This is a genomic window from Bacillus sp. JJ783, assembly GCF_036963225.1.
GTDB classification, from domain to species: domain Bacteria; phylum Bacillota; class Bacilli; order Bacillales; family Bacillaceae_G; genus Bacillus_A; species Bacillus_A cereus_U.
The window spans coordinates 1-17,780 of record NZ_JBALMG010000054.1; the positions used below are offsets into that span (position 1 = coordinate 1).

The window sequence follows — 17,780 nt, forward strand, 5'->3', positions numbered from 1 at the left end:
TCTTTACTTGTGGCGATACATTTCCTATATTCTCTTTTTTCGTTTGCGGAGAAATGACGTTGTTAGGCTTCATTTTATTAATTTGAGGAGCAATTAACTCGCTTCCCTTTTTTATTACGTCTGAAATTTTATATTCTTTTTTCGATTTAATTGGCGGTTGCGGCGGCTGCGGTAATACATTGATAGAAAATTTAGTGTTTTCTTTCGTAGTAGGTTTTAGTTTTTCTACTTTCTCTACAACAGGTGGTTTTTGAATGACCGGCGGCTTTTCAACTGGCTTCTCTTTTTGAATCGGAATTTCTTTTTGCACTTCTTTTTGTGGCTGCACCTGTACTTCTTTTTGTGGTTTCACCTGTATTTCTTTTTGCGGTTTTACCTGCATTTCTTTTTGCGGTTTTACCTGCATTTCTTTTTGCGTTTGTTGCATAGCTGGCTGCTGTGTAATAGGTGCTGATTGATACGTAATCTCATCTTCATCTTCTATTCCGAGCGGGGTTGGTGTTGATGCAAACTCTTTTTGCTGTACCTCTTTTACATATTGTTTCGGGGGCGCTGAACCCGATCCAGTCTGTTGCTTCACATGAACGCTATTCGATGGCACTTTAATTTTCATCCCTGGCATAATTAGATCTGGATTGCTAAGCTGTGTATTTGTTTTTTTTAGCGTCTCAAAATCCACTCCGTACTTTTTTGCAATTTTCCAAAGGGTCTCCCCTTTTTGCACGATATGAATTTTCAAATTTTCCCCCTCCTGTATAACTTATCTATAAGTAAAAAACACTTTGAAGTAACACTTTCTAAACAACATTAACTTCTTTTACTTTTATCACTTCTTCTATTTTCAATATGATTCGAAGTGGAATAAGCATAGAAAAATCGCAATGATTTCCTCAACACAATGTATGCCCCTTTCGTTCTTGTTATGATTATATGTACGAAAAAAAGCAACGGAAATTCCGCTGCTTTAAACACGCTCTAACATACGATTTAATGCAAGAACTGCCTCTTCTGTTACTTGTTTCTCCACACGAATAACGTTAATCTGTTCTCCTCTTTCTATGTTCTCAAGTGCCCATAATAGGTGAGGTAAGTCAATTCGGTTCATTGTTAAACAAGGACACATAAACGGATTTAGCGAAATAATTTCTTTATCAGGGTGTTGCTGAATAATTCGGTTCACTAAATTCATCTCTGTACCAATCGCCCACTTACTTCCCTCTGGAGCAGCCTCTATCATATCAATGATATATTTCGTTGATCCTGCATAATCAGAAGCGGCAACAACTTCATAACAACATTCAGGGTGAACAATAATATTCATATCCGGATGATTTCTTCGCACATTTTCAATATTTTTCACAGTGAAATTTTGATGAACAGAACAATGGCCTTTCCATAAAATCACTTGAATTTCTTCTATATCTCCATCGTACTCTAATGAATCTGTATGTGGGTTCCACACTGCCATTTTTTCTAACGGAATACCTAAATCATACGCTGTATTTCTTCCTAAATGTTGGTCTGGTAAAAAGACGAGACGCTCTTTTTGTGTAAACGCCCAAGACACCATTTGTTTTGCGTTAGAAGAGGTTACTGTTGCCCCTCCATTACGACCACAAAACGCTTTGATTGCAGCTGTTGAATTTACATATGTTAATGGAATCATCGTATCCCCAAATAATTTCGTGAGCTCTTTCCACGCTCTTTCTGTTTGTTCAATATCTGCCATATCTGCCATAGAACAGCCGGCACGCATATCTGGTAAGATGACAATTTGATCATCTGTCGTTAACATATCTGCCGTTTCTGCCATAAAGTGTACACCACAAAACACAATATATTTTGCCTCTTTATTATTCGCTGCAACTTGCGCGAGTTGAAGTGAGTCCCCTGCTGCATCTGAAAATTGCACCACTTCATCTTTTTGATAATGATGTCCTGGAATAAATAGTAATGCTCCCATTTTCTCTTTAATTTCACGGACACGCTCTTCCATCTCTAATGTAGACATCGTTTGATAACGCTCTGGTAACATTACTTCAATTGGCTGAACTTTCTCTAAAATACCCATTTATGATTCTCCCCCTCTAAACCACTCTCACTAGGCCTCAATATTAAAACTAATATCAAGTGCTTTCACTGAATGTGTTAACGCTCCAAGTGAAATATAATCTACCCCTGTTTTTCCGTATTTTGATAAATCTTCAATTGTAATACCACCTGAAGCCTCCGTAACGATGGCACTTGGTACAATTTTTGAAAACTCACGAATCTCTTCTGGCGTACGATTATCGAACATAATAACATCTGCGCCGGCTTCTACTGCTTCTCTTACTTGCGCCTCTGTCTCTGTTTCGACTTCTACTTTCACCATATGTCCCAATCTTTCTTTCACCGATGTAACAGCTTTTGTAATTGAGCCAGCAAAAGCAATATGATTGTCTTTAATCATGACACCATCATATAAACCGAATCTGTGGTTAAATCCGCCCCCGCACACTACCGCATGTTTATCAAACATACGTAGTCCTGGCATCGTTTTTCTCGTATCACAAATGCGTGTATGACTGCTATCTAAAGCAAGAACCGCCTTACGTGTCATCGTCGCTATCCCGCTCATACGCTGGATAACGTTTAATATAACGCGCTCTGCCGTTAATAATGACGCGATTGGGCCTTGCACAGTTGCAATTATTTCGCCTTTTTCTACAAGATCCCCATCTTTTTTATGAAGTTCAACTTCAATTCTCTGATCAATTAATTTAAATCCTTCTTCAATTACTAAGCGTCCTGCAAAGACCCCTGTATCCTTTACAAGAAACGTTCCTTTCGCAAGTGCATTATCGGGAAAGATAAGCTGAGATGTTACATCTCCTTCTCCTATATCTTCTAGAAAAAATCGATTTAATGCTTCCTTAACTTTTAACGTATTCATAAAACCCCTCTTCCCCTTATTAAACAAGTTGTAGTTTTCTTCTCACTCGAATAATCTCTTTTTTCACGCTATTTTTTTCTGGATAATCAATGCGATAATGACCACCAATACTGTCTTCTCTTTGCAAAGCTGATACTGTTATAAGCTCACAAACTGTTAACATATTAATAAGCGTTATCTCTTCATTTGTCAGTGCATCGTATTGTAAGATCATATTTCGCACACCGTACCTACTAAACCATCTCTGAGCATATGATAATTTTTTCTCAGTTCGCACAATCCCAACATGCTTCATCATGTATTCTTGTATTTCTTCTTTCAACGGTAAATCATTAAGAGCTATAAAACTTTTTCCTCTCTCTTCCGGCATATTTTTTCTTTCCTCTGCTGGTTTAGCTAAAATGTGTTTTCCTATTCGTCTTCCAAACACAAGACCTTCTAATAATGAATTACTCGCCAATCTATTCGCACCATGAACTCCATTACACGCCACTTCACCGACTGCATATAAGTTGGGAATGGACGTCTCTCCGTCACAATTCGTCTTCACGCCGCCCATATGAAAATGAGCACCCGGTACGACCGGAATAAGGTTCCCTTTTAAATCAACGCCATTCTTTTTACATAATGATGAGACGGTGGGAAAACGTTGTTCAAAGTTTTGAATGGTTTCGATGTTTAAGTACACTGTTTCACCCGCAAGAAGTTGTTCATGAATAGCCCTTGCCACTACATCACGCGGTGCGAGATCTTTCCCGGGATGTATATCCATCATAAAACGCTGTCCTTTTGCATTTATAAGGACAGCTCCTTCACCACGGACTGCTTCAGAAACGAGACCACAACATCGCTCGTCCACGTATAACATTGTCGGATGAAATTGTACAAATTCTAAATCAACAAGTTCTCCCCCAGCTCGATATATCATCGCAAGTCCATCGCCTGTAATTGTCTCATCATTCGATGTAAAGGCGTACAAGCCACCAATTCCTCCTGATGCTAACACCGTATTATCAGCATAGTAACGCTTCAGCTTCCCTTCACTATTTCGCGTTAAAGCTCCTATGCATTTATTATTTTCTATAATAAAATCGAGCACCATTTCATGCTCAACGACAGTAACATTCGGAATTACTTCTTGTATTAAATGCTCTAATAGATTTTTACCAGTTGCATCTCCTCCCGCATGTAAAATACGCCGTTTTCGATGCGCTCCTTCTTTACCAAGGTGGAGCCCTTTTTCATCCCCATCAAATTTCATTCCATTTGTAATAAGCTTACTTATTTCCTTCGGTCCCTCTTCAACTAAATAACGAACTGCTTCTTCGTTGTTATAATGGCAACCTGCCACTAATGTATCTTCAAAATGCCCACTCGGATCGTCATATGTAGCAACAGCTGCTGCAATTCCTCCTTGAGCTAAATGTGTATTGTTATTACGTCCTGTTTTTTTTGTGATAATTATCACATTCTTTTCGTGACAAAGCTCTTTCGCAACACGAAGCGCTGCAACACCGCTTCCAATAATCAAGACATCTGCACTTGGCATAATTGTTGCCTCCTACTTTACACTTTTCAACTGTCTTGACACCTATATTTACATAGTTTTAAAATAATGACAAGAGTTTTTTTACAATTCTTATTTTCACTACCATTCTAAAAACGAAAACAAATGTCACTCTTACTGAAGAGAGGAAATTACATGATGATATATCTAGATTATGCAGCGACAACACCTATGAGCGAAGAAGCTTTAGAAACATATATAGCAGCGGCAAAAACATATTTCGGAAATGAACAAAGTTTACACGATATCGGCGGAAGCGCATCATCTTTATTACAAGTTTGTAGAGAAACATTTGCAGAAATGATTGGGGGTAAGGAACAAGGTGTATTCTTTACAAGCGGCGGTTCAGAATCTAACTACCTTGCGATTCAATCCCTTCTAAATGCTAGAAATGGAAAGCACATTATTACGACACCTATGGAACACGCATCGATTCGAAGTTATTTTCACTCCTTACAATCGCAAGGCTATACTATTACTGAGATTCCTGTTGATAAAAGCGGGATAATTCATTTAGTAGATTTAGAAGCAGCTATTACAGAAGATACTGTTCTAGCAAGTATACAGCACGGAAACTCTGAAATAGGAACTGTTCAAAACATTGCAGAGATCGGAGCACTTTTAAAAAAATATAATGTTTTATTTCATTCGGATTGTGTTCAAACGTTTGGTAAACTTCCAATAGACGTTACAGCGATGGAGATTGATAGTCTCTCTGTTTCAGCCCATAAAATATACGGACCAAAAGGAGTTGGAGCTTGCTATATAAATCCGCAAGTCCGCTGGGAACAAATATTCCCTGGAACTTCTCATGAAAAAGGCTTTCGCCCTGGTACAGTGAACGTTCCTGGAATCGCTGCTTTTTTAACAGCCGCAGAGCATATATTAAAGAATCAAAAGGAAGAGAGCGTTCGTTTTAAACAATTACGATCTTATTTTTTAGGGCAATTACAAACACTTCCTCTAGAAATTGAAGTGAAAGGACATTCTACTTCTTGTTTACCACATATTATTGGGGTTACAATAAAAGGAATAGAAGGTCAGTATACAATGTTAGAATGTAACCGTCATGGTATAGCCATTTCAACTGGAAGTGCTTGCCAAGTCGGTAAACAAGACCCTTCAAAAACAATGCTTGCAATTGGAAAAACGTATGAAGAGGCAAAACAATATGTCCGCTTTTCTTTCGGACATCACACAACGAAAGAACAAATTGATACAACTATTCATGCACTACACACAATTGGAAATCAATTTTATAGAGGTGTTAAATCATAATGAAACAAAACGATCAAAAAAAGATTTTAGGCGAAGAAAGACGACAACTCATCCTCGAGTGGCTTCTTGCTGCAAATGAACCGTTATCGGGGAATGAGCTATCTAAAAAGACAAACGTAAGTAGGCAAGTTATCGTGCAAGACATTTCCTTACTAAAAGCAAGAAATGAACCAATTATTGCAACTGCACAAGGGTATTTATATTTAAAACCACAAACAAGACAACAAGCTTTTGAACGCGTAATCGTATGCCAACATAAACCGGCAGAAGTACGTCAAGAACTTACCATGTTAGTTGACCACGGCGTTACGATTAAAGACGTAAAAGTTGAGCATCCTGTATACGGCGACTTAACAGCATCAATTATGGTAAGTAATCGCTTTGATGTAGAGCAATATTTACAAAAAATCGAAAACACAAACGCTTCCTATCTTTCGCAACTAACAGATGGTATTCACTTACATACAATTGAAGCAGATTCTAAGGAGAAATTAGATGCGGCTTGTGAGGCACTAGACCGCGCTGGATTTCTTGTTTATTAATGTAAAGCACAGAGGTTTTCATCATTCTCTGTGCTTTTATTTTTTAAATGATATAATATTGTAATCAATTGTAAAGGAGATCAAATATGGGAATTGAACTCGTTCACTTTAGCATTGGCAAACCGAAACAAATGGAATATAGCGAAGATAAAGAAATGATTACTGGTATATGTAAAGAACTTACAGAAGAGGCTTTCCTCTCAAAAAATGGCTTCCTTGGTGATGATGTAGCGGATTTAAAACATCACGGTGGACCTGACCGCGCTGTCTGTGTTTATCCATATGAACATTACGCACTATGGGAAGAAGAATTTCAAACAACACTTCCAGCTTCCACATTTGGTGAAAACATTACCGTAACAAATATGTTAGAGCGTGACGTATGCATCGGAGATACATATCAACTAGGCGAAGCAATCATTCAAGTAACACAAGCTCGCGTACCTTGTAGTACAATTTCAAAACGTCTTGGCATTCCTGGCATTTTGCCACGCATTGTAGCAACTGGATATACTGGCTATTTATGCCGCGTTCTTCAAGAAGGTACTGTACATAAAGATTCTAAAATTACATTACTAGAGCGTCCATCAAACAATGTATCTGTTTTGTTCTCTAACGAAATTTATTTTCATAATAGAAAAGATAAAGATGGCATTGAGAAGATCCTTGCTGTCCCAGAACTAGCTGATGTTTGGCGTGGTCAATTAGAAGATCGTCTTTCGAAGTTAAAATAACAAATCCCACCTTGTGCAGGTGGGATTTTATTAATCTATCAATATTGCATCTCTTGCTTCAATAGAATAGACAGCTTGCTCTGCGCCAAACCGATGATACGTTTTGATTAACTTCATATGTAACCTTTCTAAAAGTTTACGCGAAGGTGTATTAGCCATTTGTGTTACTGCAATTACTTTTGATAAATGTAATTCCTGAAAACCATACTGAATTACTGCTTGAACAACTTCTGTTGCATAGCCAGCTCCCCAGTACATCGGCAAAAATTGATAAGATACTTCAATATCCTTATTAACATCATTTGGATCGAGCGATACTACTCCCAAAAACGCTTTTGTTTCCTTCTCTTTAACAATCCAATACCAACAGTTTTCTTCCAGATGCAACATATCATTCAAAACATCTCTAATTGACTCTTCTTCACGCGGTCCACCAAGATATTTTCTCACTTCTTCATTTAAATATAGTTCTTTTATACTTTCGTAATCTAATTCATGAACTGTATTTAATAAACAACGTTTCGTTTCAAGCAAATTTAACAACCCCCTCACCCCTTACAACCAATAAGAAGAATAGCTCCCCAAAACAGTAACAGAAAAGCCAAGTGCTTCAAGTTCCATCATTACGCCTGGCAATAATACGTCATCATATGCTTTATCTACGTCGATTAAGAAAAAGTAATTTCCAAGACCTGTTTTCATCGGGCGAGATTCGATTTTTGATAAGTTTAATTTTCTCCATGCGAAAGCTGATAACACTTGATACAGCGCTCCTGCATAATCCGCAGGTAACGTTATCATAAGCGTCGTTTTCTCACCTCGATTTTCTCCGTTGTTTGGGAGTACTGCTTTCTTTTTCTTATGCAGAACAAGGAAACGCGTATGATTGTTTTTATGCGTATGAATGTCACGCCTTACAATTGTTAATCCGTACTTTTCTGCCGCTGCTTCATTTGCAATGGCGGCAACTTTTTCTGCAGGATGTTCTTTCACATATTGCGCAGCAGCGCTTGTTGATGTCATATCTCGAACAGTTACGCCTTTTAATTCCTCATTTAAAAATTTATGGCACTGTGCAATGGCATGCGGATGAGAATGTACAGCGTATACTTCTTTCCACACTTCTTCGTACTGCGGGTATACGAGTAAATGTTGCTGAATTGGCACTGTAATTTCTCCTACAATGGAAAGTGGCTGCTCATGTACGAGATAATCAACCGTTATATTAACTGAACCTTCTATGGCGTTCTCTAACGGTACGACCGCATAATCTACATTTTCATTTGCAGCTGCATCAATACAATCCGGAATCGTTCGATACGGTACATGCTCTGCTTCCGGAAAAAAACGACTCACCGCCATATTTGTAAATGTCGCTTCTGGTCCTAAATATCCTACTCGAATCATCGTCTTTTCCCTCTTTTTCGTTTTCTTACTGTTATACCATACTTTTTTATATTCTTCTATGAGAATTTCGAATATTAAAAAAAGACTAGCATTCGCTAGTCTAAATGTTTCTTGTATTCTCTTTGAGCGAAGAAGAAATAGATGATACATGCAGCAATGTAAAACAGAATAAACAAGCCCACTTTTCTTAATGATCCGTCCATAAAAAGAGTATTATGAAACGTATATAACGCAACTGCACTATGCATACTCCCTACTATAATAGGTGCAAAAAATAGCATACATAATTGCCAACGAGAAATTTTCCACACTTCTTCCTTCGTCATTCCAAGTTTAGAGAGCGCACCATACTGTTTACGATCCGATGCAATATTATGAAACCATTTAAAATATACGATACTACATGATGTAAGGAAGAATAATATACTAATGAATGAGCCGACAAATAGAGTAATATCGCCGAACTCTTTCATATTCACATATAACTCCATATTACTTCGAAATGCATCATTATTATCTTGTTTCATATGTTTCCGTAAATCTTCATTTAATTTCTTCGTATTTTCAATATTTGGTAATGTGTAGCCTCTATATATCATTTTTTCAGAATCCGGAATTTTATTTGCTACACTGTCAAAATCTTCATCATTCATGACAAAAAACAGACCATTAATGCGCGCGGGATGATAGTTAAATTGCACTCCTTCTTTCTGACCGTTAAATGCGAATTGATACGTTTGATTCATTACTTGCAATTGAATCTCTTTTTGATTATATAAATTCGGATGATTGCGTTTATTATAATAAACAAGTGTAACTGTTCCTTTTTTAGGATGATACGTTTTCTGTTTTTGTTTTCTCGCCTCTTGATTGTATTCACTTTCCTTTATAAGCGGCGCGACTTCTGTTTCTCCCTTATTAGACTGAAAGGATGCATGCAATCCAACAAAACTCATAGATTGAAAATCATCATACCCATATTGATGCAGTAAATTTTCAACCGCACCATCCTCAAAGACTTCATGGGAAGAAACACCTTTTTCTATATATGAAAATGAGTGTGTGCCCCCATCCCGCCACATATCTTGCATACTAGAAAAATACAAGAATACCGTACCTGTCGCCGTAACTACAAACGTCGTTGCCATGGACATTAGAAAGAAAAAGCGACCATTTTCCTTCATTCGATGTGACAATTGATTTACTATAAATAAATACGGATATGTATATATAATCTTTTTATTTCGTTTTATCACTTCTAACAATTGGCTAACACCATGTGTAAAAGAAAAATACGTTCCAAAAAAGATAAGTATAGACACAGGGAAAAAGTATAACGCTATCGTTGGCATCGTCACTTGTAGCGCTAGCGCATATCCCGTTCCTAAACAAGCAAAGCCGAATAAACAAAGCCACTTTGATGTTTTCTTCTCTTTTTTATCTGTTCGAAATTCTTTCAATAACCGAATGATTTGTATATTCCATATACGTAAAGCACTTATAAAAGATAACAGAATAAAAACGACCATATATGTAACAAACGTTACACCAATCGCTCTCACATCAAATATGACAGGGAGTTCTTTCGGAAGACGAAGTAACATACTAAACACCATAAAAAAGAGTTTCAAAAAGATCATGCCAATCCCAATACCGAAAATATTAGCAAAAATTCCAATCAATATTTGCTCGGTCATAATCACTCCTATTACGTTAGACTTCTTCGCTCCCATTAACATATATAATCCTAATTCTTTCTTACGTGCTTCTATGAAAATAGAAGTAGAGTACAAAATAAATATAACGAAAAAAGAAATAATTATAACGTTACATACGATAAGTCCCCAGCGTACGTTTTGATACCACATCGTCTCTTGCATATACGGATGTACAATGACAGACATGTATGCATAAGAAGCAAATATGGCAAAACAACTACTTAAGAAAAACACTTTATAATTACGCCAATTTCCCTTTATATTTTGCAGCGCTAGTTGCCGAATGTTCATCTATCGTCCTCCTGTAACTTACTACACACGTAAAAAGCTAGAGGTTTCCCTAGCTTTTTACGTGTTTTAAATATCCTCTTTGAGCGATCATAAAGTAAACGGCAGAAGCTAAAATATATGCACCTATTACAATCGCACCTGATTTCCATAAATCGATATAAAGCATTTTCCCTAACGTATGAAGAGCAAATCCACTATGAATTGTACCGATTAAAATTGGGATAAAGAAGATAACACCCATTTGTCGAATTGCAATTTTACGAATTTCTTTATCTGTCATACCAATTCTTTTTAATGACTTAAATTGAATACGATCTTGTTCTTTATCATTAAACCATTTAAAGTATGTCATGCTACAAGCGAAGAAGAAGAACAGTACTGCTACGAAGAAACCGATGAACATTGTAATCGCTCCGGATTCTCTTATATCTTTATAAGCAAACACTGAATTTTTCAGTTCTCCTTGCTTTTCTGGCGCAATTTCCTTTTTTAAATCTAGCACAAGATTTTCGGTACTTTTCCAATCTTCAATATAATAACCATAATATTTCGTCTTTTCTCCATCTGGTACGAGCTTTGCATATTTCTCAAAATCTAGATCATTCACAATAAGATATTCGTCATCATTAAACACAGAATATGAAGTTGGTTCATTTAACTGAACAGGCTGTTTTTGTCCATTAATTGTAATTTCATATGGCTTCGTACGATCTATCTTCACTAGATCATTTGTCATATCACTCATGATCATCGTCGCACTACCTGGTGCATTATGAACTTCTCTAACTTCTTCCCTTTTTTGTTTGCGTACTTCCGCATTATATTCTTTCTCTGAAACAATCGCTGTTGGCACTTCATGTTCACTGTTAAAAAACGTTATTTTCTGCGTAGCAGGTAGTTTTACGTAGGTTATTTTTCTTGCATCTTCAAACCCATTCTTTTTTAATAATCCTTGTACTTTCTCCTCGTTAATAATGGTATGCGTATTTATACCCTTTTCTTCATATGAAATAGCATGTGGCGTAAGGTCTACCGTTTTCGCACTCATATTTTCAAAATATACATAAAGCGTACCAACCGCTGAAGAAACAACTGCTGTAATGATAGAAATGACAAATAGAAAACGAGCGTTATCTTTCATTTTATAAATAAGATTGCTAAGGACAAACATATTTGGATACGTATAAAAAGATTGTTTTCTTTTTTGCAATGCTTTTAATACGACTGTACTACCTTGTGTAAATAATAAATACGTTCCGCCAATTGTCAGTCCTACAATTGGTAAGAAATACATAATAAAATTCATAATTGTTACTTGGAAACAAAGTATATACGCCGCAATAATACAGCCTATACCGGCTACACCTAACCATGTAAATGCAAAAGGCTCTACTTTTTGTTTTCTTGCCTCTCTTAATAAATCAATAATTTGCAAGCGGCCTACTGTCCAAACACTAAACAATGATAGTATTAAAAAGAGGATAAAGTATATGCCAGCTGTAATAAGAACTACTTTTCCATTCCACACAAGCGGCAGTGTTTTATCAATTTCCAGTAAGACACTGAGTGCTTGGAAGAAAAGTTTTGAACAAAGCATTCCAATCCCAATACCTACTACAATTGCAATACTACCTAACATCAGTTGCTCTAATATAATCATTCGGCCGAGCTGAGACTTCGTTCCACCTATTAATGTTAATAAACCGAATTCTTTTTTTCTTGCTCGTAAAAACGTTGAATTCGCATATAAAATAAAGAGTGCTGAGAAGATGACTACAATATAATTCATCGATTCTAATCCTTTTGAAATCATCGTCTTCATACTAATATTACCGCTTACGACATCTGGATGATAAATGAAGGAAGCATACATGAAAAATACGACAATCGATAAACAACTACTAATAAGGAACGCTTTATAATTACGCCAATTTCCTTTTACATTGTTAAGCGCGAGCTGGCGAAAGTTCATGATATTCCCCCCCTAGCATCGCAAGTACGTCCAAAATTTCTTGGAAAAAGGCTTGTTTCGTTCTTCCTTTATGTATTTCTGAGAAGATCTCTCCATCACGTATGAAGAGGATACGTTCACAATAACTAGCCGCTACCGGATCATGCGTTACCATTGCAATCGTTACTTTCTTTTGCTCATGTAAATCTTGAAGTGCTCCCATTAATGATTTCGCTGACTTAGAATCTAAGTTTCCCGTTGGCTCATCCGCTAAAATTAATGTTGGTTCATGAATAATCGCCCTTGCAGCAGCTGCACGTTGTTGCTGTCCTCCTGATACTTCGTATACTTTTTTATTTAAAATTTCTTCGATGTTTAAAAACCTCGCAATTTCAAGTACTTTCGCATCAATTTCTTTTACAGATTTCTTCGCCATTACAAGCGGCAAAATAATATTTTCTTTAATGGATAACGTATCAAGTAAGTTGAAATCTTGGAAAATGAACCCTAGATGTGTACGGCGAAATTCCGCCAATTTTGCAGCACGCATTTGATTAATTTCTTCACCATTTACAAGCACATGACCTGAAGTTTGCTTATCAATTGTCGCTAATAAATTTAAAAGCGTTGTTTTTCCGCTTCCTGAAGGCCCCATAATTCCTACAAATTCGCCTTCTTCAATTTTAAAATTTATATCATTTAAAGCAGTCGTCGCTACTGAACCTTTTGATTGATACACCTTTGTTAACCCTTTTACTTCAAGAACACTCATTTCTAATCCCCCTATGTGTTTTCTTCTTACATTTACTATAAGAAAAATAAGAAAAAGAAACGAGTGATTTCCCTTACAAAACCATTTGTTATCTTACAATTTTGTCATTTTTCTCATTAATGCATGATATTCTTCATCTTTTGCAAATTGGAACGTAACTGTTGTTCCTTCCCCTTCAGTTGATTGTACATACACTCCATGATGTAAATTACCGCAGATTTCCTTCGTAATATATAAACCCATCCCTGTCGCTTCCCTTGTTTTACGGCCGTTTATTCCCGTAAAGAACGGATCAAATATACGCTTTACATCTTGCTCTGGAATACCAATTCCATTATCCCTAATATGCAGTAATACGTTTTGATCCTTCTCTTCAATTTGAAATTGAATTTCTTTTTTCTCTGCTTCTGAAATTTTTGTATACTTAATTGCATTCACAACAATTTGGCTCATAGCGATACTAAGCCACTTTCTATCAGACGCAATCATACAAGTCTCTTCTTCAAACATCATTTTCGGAAATACAGAAGATTGAATGAACGACTTTCGATTTTCATTAATAATATCTCGAATGACCTCTATAACATTTACTACTTCTACTTTATAATCTTTCGAAAACTGATCTAACCTTGCCATATGTAACGCTAAATCTAACCCATTTAAAATACGGTTATTTTCTTCACGAATACTTTCAATCGTTCCCCTTGCTTCACGGTGTTCCTTACCATATTTCTGTAACAATAATTCAATAACGGATACTGGTGTTTTCATTTGATGGATCCATTGATTCATGAAAATCATTTGCTGTTGCTCTTTTGCATGCTGTTTATGAACTTCATTCATATATTGCTGCCTTAATAGCGTAAACGCTTCAACAACCAGTTCTTGCTCTGACGTATAAGAAGTATCGATAAGTAAAGAGTCATGTAATGTATGTCCACCGGCAATATACTGTTCTATTCTCTTTAAAAACACACTTCGTTTTCGGTAATCGTAAATAAGGTATACACTAAACACAACTGTCCCTAATAAAAGTCCGTATAACCATGTACTCCAGTCTAGCGAACGCTTTTCTAAAAGACTTTGTAACTGCAATACGAGCCCAAATAAACAAAGGCTTATAATGTAAGAAAAGATTAAGGAAAAACGGTCTATGAGGTAGCTTTTAATCTTCATGCCCTTCGCCCCACTCAGTAAGAAGAGCATAACCGTACCCACGCTTTGTGACAATTGCATTTTTAATGCCTAACTCCTCAAGTTTCTTCCTTACACGCTTTACATTCACAGTTAATGTATTATCATCAACAAAAGCTACTTCATCCCATAAAGCCTCTAACAGCTCTTCACGTGTTACATATTGGTTCGCTTGTTTCATTAAACATTCTAATAAATAAAATTCATTTTTTGTAAGTTCAGTTTGTTGCCCTTTCCACTCTACTGTGTGCTGTGATGGGAATAATAACAATCCATTAACACCTAAACAGTCACTTTCCGCGGCCAAAGCATACTCACCATACCCACGGCGAAGTGCACTCTTCACCTTTGCCATTACGATATCTAAATGAAACGGCTTTGTAATATAATCATCCCCGCCATTCTCAATCGCCATCACTTGATCCATTTCCCCTGTCCTTGCAGACACGAAAATAATTGGCGCATTCGATACAATGCGGATTTGGCGGCACCAGTAGAAGCCATCAAAGTATGGCAAATTAATATCAAGTAACACAAGATGAGGACTTACTTTTACAAACTCATCTTTTATATGACGTAAATCGCTTACTCTGAAAGATTGATATCCATACCTTTCTAAATGCTCCTCTAATATTTCTGCAATTTTTTCATCATCTTCTACAATTAATATTTTATACATGTTCCTTTTCTCCCCATAAAATATTCTTCTAAAATCACTCCTTTTTCTATTATAAATTGAAACTTTGATTAATGGGGATTTTTTCCTATATCGACTTATAGTTCGCCTATACGAATCGGATCTTTACTGAACTCAAATAGTGAAAAAAAAAGACCGCCATATTTCGGCAGTCTTAATCGATAAATTCAAATTGATATTCAAGAATTTTTACAATATCTCCGTCTGTTGCACCACGTGCACGAAGGGCTTCATCGATACCCATTCCACGCATTTGACGAGCAAATCGGCGTACAGATTCATCACGTGAGAAGTCTGTCATCTTGAATGTTTTCTCAATGTCATAACCAGAAATAACAAATGTACCATCACTTTCGCGTGTAATTTCAAAATTAGATTCAGATTCAAATTTGTACATTACACTTGCTTCAGATTCTTCTACATCATCGTACATTGGGAATTCTGGTGTTGTTTCTAATAAGTTCGCTACTTCAAATAGTAAGTCACGAACACCTTGTTTCGTTACAGCTGAGATTGGGAAAATTTTCACTTCGTCTCCCAATTTCTCTTTAAATGCTTGTAAGTTTTCTTCTGCATCTGGCATATCCATTTTGTTTGCAACAACAACTTGTGGACGCTCAGTTAAACGCATATTGTATTCTTTTAGTTCATTATTGATTGTGACATAATCTTCATATGGCTCACGTCCTTCTAAACCAGACATATCGATAACGTGCACAATTACACGTGTACGTTCGATATGACGTAAGAATTGGTGTCCAAGTCCAACGCCGGAGTGTGCGCCTTCAATTAGTCCAGGAAGGTCAGCCATAACGAAGCTGCGGTTATCACCAGTTTCAACAACACCAAGATTCGGAACGATTGTTGTAAAGTGATATTCTGCAATTTTCGGACGCGCTGATGATACAACAGATAATAATGTAGATTTACCTACACTTGGGAATCCAACAAGTCCAACATCTGCTAGCACTTTAAGTTCTAGCGTGACATCACGTTCTTGACCTGGTTCCCCGTTCTCAGCGATTTCTGGCGCTGGGTTCGTCGCTGTTGCGAAACGTGAGTTACCACGGCCACCACGGCCACCTCTTGCGATTACAGCTGTTTGTTCATGCGTTACTAAATCGGCAAGAATTTCACCTGTTTTTTCATCTTTCACTATTGTTCCTGGTGGAACCTTTACGATTAAATCTTCAGATTTACGACCGTGCTGACCTTTACTCATTCCGTGCTGACCGCGATCAGCTTTGAAATGACGTTGGTAGCGGAAGTCCATTAATGTACGTAAGCCTTCCTCAACAACAAAAACAACATCTGCACCTTTACCACCGTCGCCACCTGCTGGGCCACCTTTAGGTACATACTTCTCACGACGATACGCAACCATTCCGTTACCACCGTCGCCGCCTTTTACATATATCTTGACCTGATCTACAAACATTATTTCACCACACTTTTTTCGATTAGTTGTAATATAACTGAGACTTCTTCGTCTCGTACTGTATAAGAAATGGAATACCATTTATTGTTTTGGTTCGCAAGCCACGTTTGTAGTTCTTCTACATTCGTTAGCTTTCCACGAAAATCAAAAAAGAAACGAGCATTCTCCGCGTCACATTCAATTGTGATACAAACATAATTTTCAACATATACGTCTAAACTATGCTGAAGCATTAAGAAAAACTGATTCGTCCATGTACATACAGTCTCATCTAGATGAGATAAGTTATGTAATTTCCCCAATACTTCGTACTCCAATAAGCACGGTTGCTGTTTCCAATTATATGTTAAAATCCACTCTGAAAATAAAGGCATTGATAGCCCCATCAGATTGGATTCTTGTCTCGCTTCTTGGACAAAACGATCGATGAGCATATGAATCTCTTCCACTTTTCCAAGGGAAAGATTTCCTTTAACCATCTGCAAACGATTAAGCCAATCATGTCTTGAGTGGCTCAACGCATCTATAATTGTCCATTTTTCATTCATTTAGATACCCCTTAATATAGAAAAACTCTAACCTGCACTCAGGTTAGAGTTTTCCGTGAGTTCTTATGCTTCTTGAGCAACAGGATATACGCTCACTTGTTTGCGGTCACGACCAAGACGCTCAAAGCGTACTACGCCGTCAACTTTCGCGTATAAAGTGTCATCGCCACCACGACCAACGTTAACACCTGGATAAATTTTTGTACCGCGTTGACGGTAAAGAATTGAACCACCTGAAACCGTTTGACCATCTGCGCGTTTAGCACCAAGACGTTTTGACTGAGAGTCACGACCGTTCTTTGTACTACCTACACCTTTCTTAGATGCGAAAAACTGAAGATCTAATCTTAACATACGTTACACCTCCTGCACTTTTTCTATTAAACGGATATACTTTCCGTAATCAAGTTCAATCGTCTTAAGTGAAACAACCAATCCTTCTAAAAGTATTTGTGCTTTTTCTGCTGCATGAACGTCTAAATCATTAGGCAATTCATACGTCAAGAATCCGCCATCACTTCCGAGTTCAATAGTTGCCTGCACATTACAAAGTTCTTCCACTGCATTTATAGAACCAAACACAACCGCTGTAGTTCCAGCACAGACAAGATCTTGTCCATGTGGCGCATACTTGGCATGTCCAGTCATTTTAAATGATTGGATACTTCCTAGTTTCGTGCGACTTATCGTAATCTTAATCATCTTAAC

General features: G+C 37.0%; 17 protein-coding genes and 1 pseudogene. 3 read left to right on the forward strand and 15 right to left on the reverse strand.

The annotated features are described in order from the left end of the window. From exsA to nadB, 4 genes and pseudogenes are all read right to left on the reverse strand, one after another. A pseudogene (exsA, locus tag V7038_RS11585) lies at positions 1 to 739 on the reverse strand (spore coat assembly protein ExsA); the annotation flags it as partial. A gap of 225 nt (positions 740 to 964) precedes the next feature. After that, on the reverse strand, positions 965 to 2,071 hold the full coding sequence (gene nadA / locus V7038_RS11590; RefSeq protein ID WP_335470294.1) for a quinolinate synthase NadA: 1,107 nt from the start codon (positions 2,069 to 2,071) through the stop codon (positions 965 to 967). A 30-nt stretch (positions 2,072 to 2,101) separates the two neighbouring features. Further along, complete coding sequence (gene nadC / locus V7038_RS11595) at positions 2,102 to 2,935, reverse strand: carboxylating nicotinate-nucleotide diphosphorylase (protein ID WP_070146913.1); 834 nt, start codon at positions 2,933 to 2,935, stop codon at positions 2,102 to 2,104. Positions 2,936 to 2,954: 19 nt separating this feature from the next. Beyond that, positions 2,955 to 4,484 (reverse strand): L-aspartate oxidase, encoded by a 1,530-nt coding sequence (gene nadB / locus V7038_RS11600; protein ID WP_335470296.1) that lies wholly within the window; start codon positions 4,482 to 4,484, stop codon positions 2,955 to 2,957. A gap of 153 nt (positions 4,485 to 4,637) precedes the next feature. Here nadB and V7038_RS11605 point away from each other — a divergent pair, with 153 nt between their 5' ends. From V7038_RS11605 to V7038_RS11615, 3 genes are all read left to right on the forward strand, one after another. Continuing rightward, positions 4,638 to 5,780 (forward strand): IscS subfamily cysteine desulfurase, encoded by a 1,143-nt coding sequence (locus tag V7038_RS11605; RefSeq protein ID WP_070146915.1) that lies wholly within the window; start codon positions 4,638 to 4,640, stop codon positions 5,778 to 5,780. Then, positions 5,780 to 6,322, forward strand: a complete 543-nt coding sequence (locus tag V7038_RS11610; protein WP_002034157.1) for a transcription repressor NadR — start codon at positions 5,780 to 5,782, stop codon at positions 6,320 to 6,322. The genes V7038_RS11605 and V7038_RS11610 overlap by 1 nt, the downstream gene beginning before the upstream one ends. A gap of 86 nt (positions 6,323 to 6,408) precedes the next feature. Further along, positions 6,409 to 7,056, forward strand: coding sequence for an MOSC domain-containing protein (locus tag V7038_RS11615; RefSeq protein WP_070146916.1), 648 nt, complete (start codon positions 6,409 to 6,411; stop codon positions 7,054 to 7,056). Positions 7,057 to 7,086: 30 nt separating this feature from the next. On the opposite strand, the gene V7038_RS11620 is transcribed toward V7038_RS11615, so the two are convergent. The 11 genes from V7038_RS11620 to V7038_RS11670 all read right to left on the reverse strand — a co-directional run bounded on the left by V7038_RS11620 (position 7,087) and on the right by V7038_RS11670 (position 17,774). Then, positions 7,087 to 7,590 (reverse strand): GNAT family N-acetyltransferase, encoded by a 504-nt coding sequence (locus V7038_RS11620; protein WP_335470299.1) that lies wholly within the window; start codon positions 7,588 to 7,590, stop codon positions 7,087 to 7,089. Between the two features lie 21 nt (positions 7,591 to 7,611). Further along, positions 7,612 to 8,463, reverse strand: a complete 852-nt coding sequence (gene pheA, locus V7038_RS11625) for a prephenate dehydratase (protein WP_335470301.1) — start codon at positions 8,461 to 8,463, stop codon at positions 7,612 to 7,614. A gap of 95 nt (positions 8,464 to 8,558) precedes the next feature. Next, positions 8,559 to 10,472 (reverse strand): ABC transporter permease, encoded by a 1,914-nt coding sequence (locus V7038_RS11630; protein ID WP_199659374.1) that lies wholly within the window; start codon positions 10,470 to 10,472, stop codon positions 8,559 to 8,561. Between the two features lie 49 nt (positions 10,473 to 10,521). Beyond that, on the reverse strand, positions 10,522 to 12,444 hold the full coding sequence (locus V7038_RS11635; protein WP_335470303.1) for an ABC transporter permease: 1,923 nt from the start codon (positions 12,442 to 12,444) through the stop codon (positions 10,522 to 10,524). Next, positions 12,419 to 13,195, reverse strand: a complete 777-nt coding sequence (locus tag V7038_RS11640; RefSeq protein WP_002015381.1) for an ABC transporter ATP-binding protein — start codon at positions 13,193 to 13,195, stop codon at positions 12,419 to 12,421. The genes V7038_RS11635 and V7038_RS11640 overlap by 26 nt, the downstream gene beginning before the upstream one ends. A 93-nt stretch (positions 13,196 to 13,288) precedes the next feature. After that, positions 13,289 to 14,371 carry a HAMP domain-containing histidine kinase gene (locus V7038_RS11645; protein WP_335470306.1) on the reverse strand — a complete coding sequence of 361 codons (1,083 nt, stop codon included), beginning with the start codon at positions 14,369 to 14,371 and terminating at the stop codon, positions 13,289 to 13,291. Then, positions 14,361 to 15,068, reverse strand: coding sequence for a response regulator transcription factor (locus tag V7038_RS11650; protein ID WP_016106234.1), 708 nt, complete (start codon positions 15,066 to 15,068; stop codon positions 14,361 to 14,363). The genes V7038_RS11645 and V7038_RS11650 overlap by 11 nt, the downstream gene beginning before the upstream one ends. Positions 15,069 to 15,240: 172 nt before the next feature. Then, complete coding sequence (obgE, locus tag V7038_RS11655; RefSeq protein ID WP_002015378.1) at positions 15,241 to 16,524, reverse strand: GTPase ObgE; 1,284 nt, start codon at positions 16,522 to 16,524, stop codon at positions 15,241 to 15,243. Beyond that, on the reverse strand, positions 16,524 to 17,072 hold the full coding sequence (locus V7038_RS11660) for a Spo0B C-terminal domain-containing protein (RefSeq protein WP_002112037.1): 549 nt from the start codon (positions 17,070 to 17,072) through the stop codon (positions 16,524 to 16,526). Before V7038_RS11660 ends, obgE begins: the two co-directional genes overlap by 1 nt. Before the next feature lie 63 nt (positions 17,073 to 17,135). Further along, entirely contained in the window at positions 17,136 to 17,426 is a 291-nt protein-coding gene (rpmA, locus tag V7038_RS11665) for a 50S ribosomal protein L27 (protein WP_000944957.1), read from the reverse strand. A 3-nt stretch (positions 17,427 to 17,429) separates the two neighbouring features. Beyond that, positions 17,430 to 17,774: a ribosomal-processing cysteine protease Prp gene (locus V7038_RS11670; protein ID WP_335470310.1), complete on the reverse strand. Its 345-nt coding sequence runs from the start codon at positions 17,772 to 17,774 to the stop codon at positions 17,430 to 17,432. Positions 17,775 to 17,780 lie beyond the last annotated feature (6 nt).

Excerpts from the sequence above, each read along its gene's own strand:
- nadA (WP_335470294.1), bottom strand. The coding sequence starts at position 2,071 with ATGGGTATTTTAGAGAAAGTTCAGCCAATTGAAGTAATGTTACCAGAG.
- nadC (WP_070146913.1), bottom strand. The coding sequence starts at position 2,935 with ATGAATACGTTAAAAGTTAAGGAAGCATTAAATCGATTTTTTCTAGAA.
- nadB (WP_335470296.1), bottom strand. The coding sequence starts at position 4,484 with ATGCCAAGTGCAGATGTCTTGATTATTGGAAGCGGTGTTGCAGCGCTT.
- V7038_RS11605 (WP_070146915.1), top strand. The coding sequence starts at position 4,638 with ATGATGATATATCTAGATTATGCAGCGACAACACCTATGAGCGAAGAA.
- V7038_RS11610 (WP_002034157.1), top strand. The coding sequence starts at position 5,780 with ATGAAACAAAACGATCAAAAAAAGATTTTAGGCGAAGAAAGACGACAA.
- V7038_RS11615 (WP_070146916.1), top strand. The coding sequence starts at position 6,409 with ATGGGAATTGAACTCGTTCACTTTAGCATTGGCAAACCGAAACAAATG.
- pheA (WP_335470301.1), bottom strand. The coding sequence starts at position 8,463 with ATGATTCGAGTAGGATATTTAGGACCAGAAGCGACATTTACAAATATG.
- V7038_RS11630 (WP_199659374.1), bottom strand. The coding sequence starts at position 10,472 with ATGAACATTCGGCAACTAGCGCTGCAAAATATAAAGGGAAATTGGCGT.
- V7038_RS11635 (WP_335470303.1), bottom strand. The coding sequence starts at position 12,444 with ATGAACTTTCGCCAGCTCGCGCTTAACAATGTAAAAGGAAATTGGCGT.
- V7038_RS11640 (WP_002015381.1), bottom strand. The coding sequence starts at position 13,195 with ATGAGTGTTCTTGAAGTAAAAGGGTTAACAAAGGTGTATCAATCAAAA.
- V7038_RS11645 (WP_335470306.1), bottom strand. The coding sequence starts at position 14,371 with ATGAAGATTAAAAGCTACCTCATAGACCGTTTTTCCTTAATCTTTTCT.
- V7038_RS11650 (WP_016106234.1), bottom strand. The coding sequence starts at position 15,068 with ATGTATAAAATATTAATTGTAGAAGATGATGAAAAAATTGCAGAAATA.
- obgE (WP_002015378.1), bottom strand. The coding sequence starts at position 16,524 with ATGTTTGTAGATCAGGTCAAGATATATGTAAAAGGCGGCGACGGTGGT.
- V7038_RS11660 (WP_002112037.1), bottom strand. The coding sequence starts at position 17,072 with ATGAATGAAAAATGGACAATTATAGATGCGTTGAGCCACTCAAGACAT.
- rpmA (WP_000944957.1), bottom strand. The coding sequence starts at position 17,426 with ATGTTAAGATTAGATCTTCAGTTTTTCGCATCTAAGAAAGGTGTAGGT.
- V7038_RS11670 (WP_335470310.1), bottom strand. The coding sequence starts at position 17,774 with ATGATTAAGATTACGATAAGTCGCACGAAACTAGGAAGTATCCAATCA.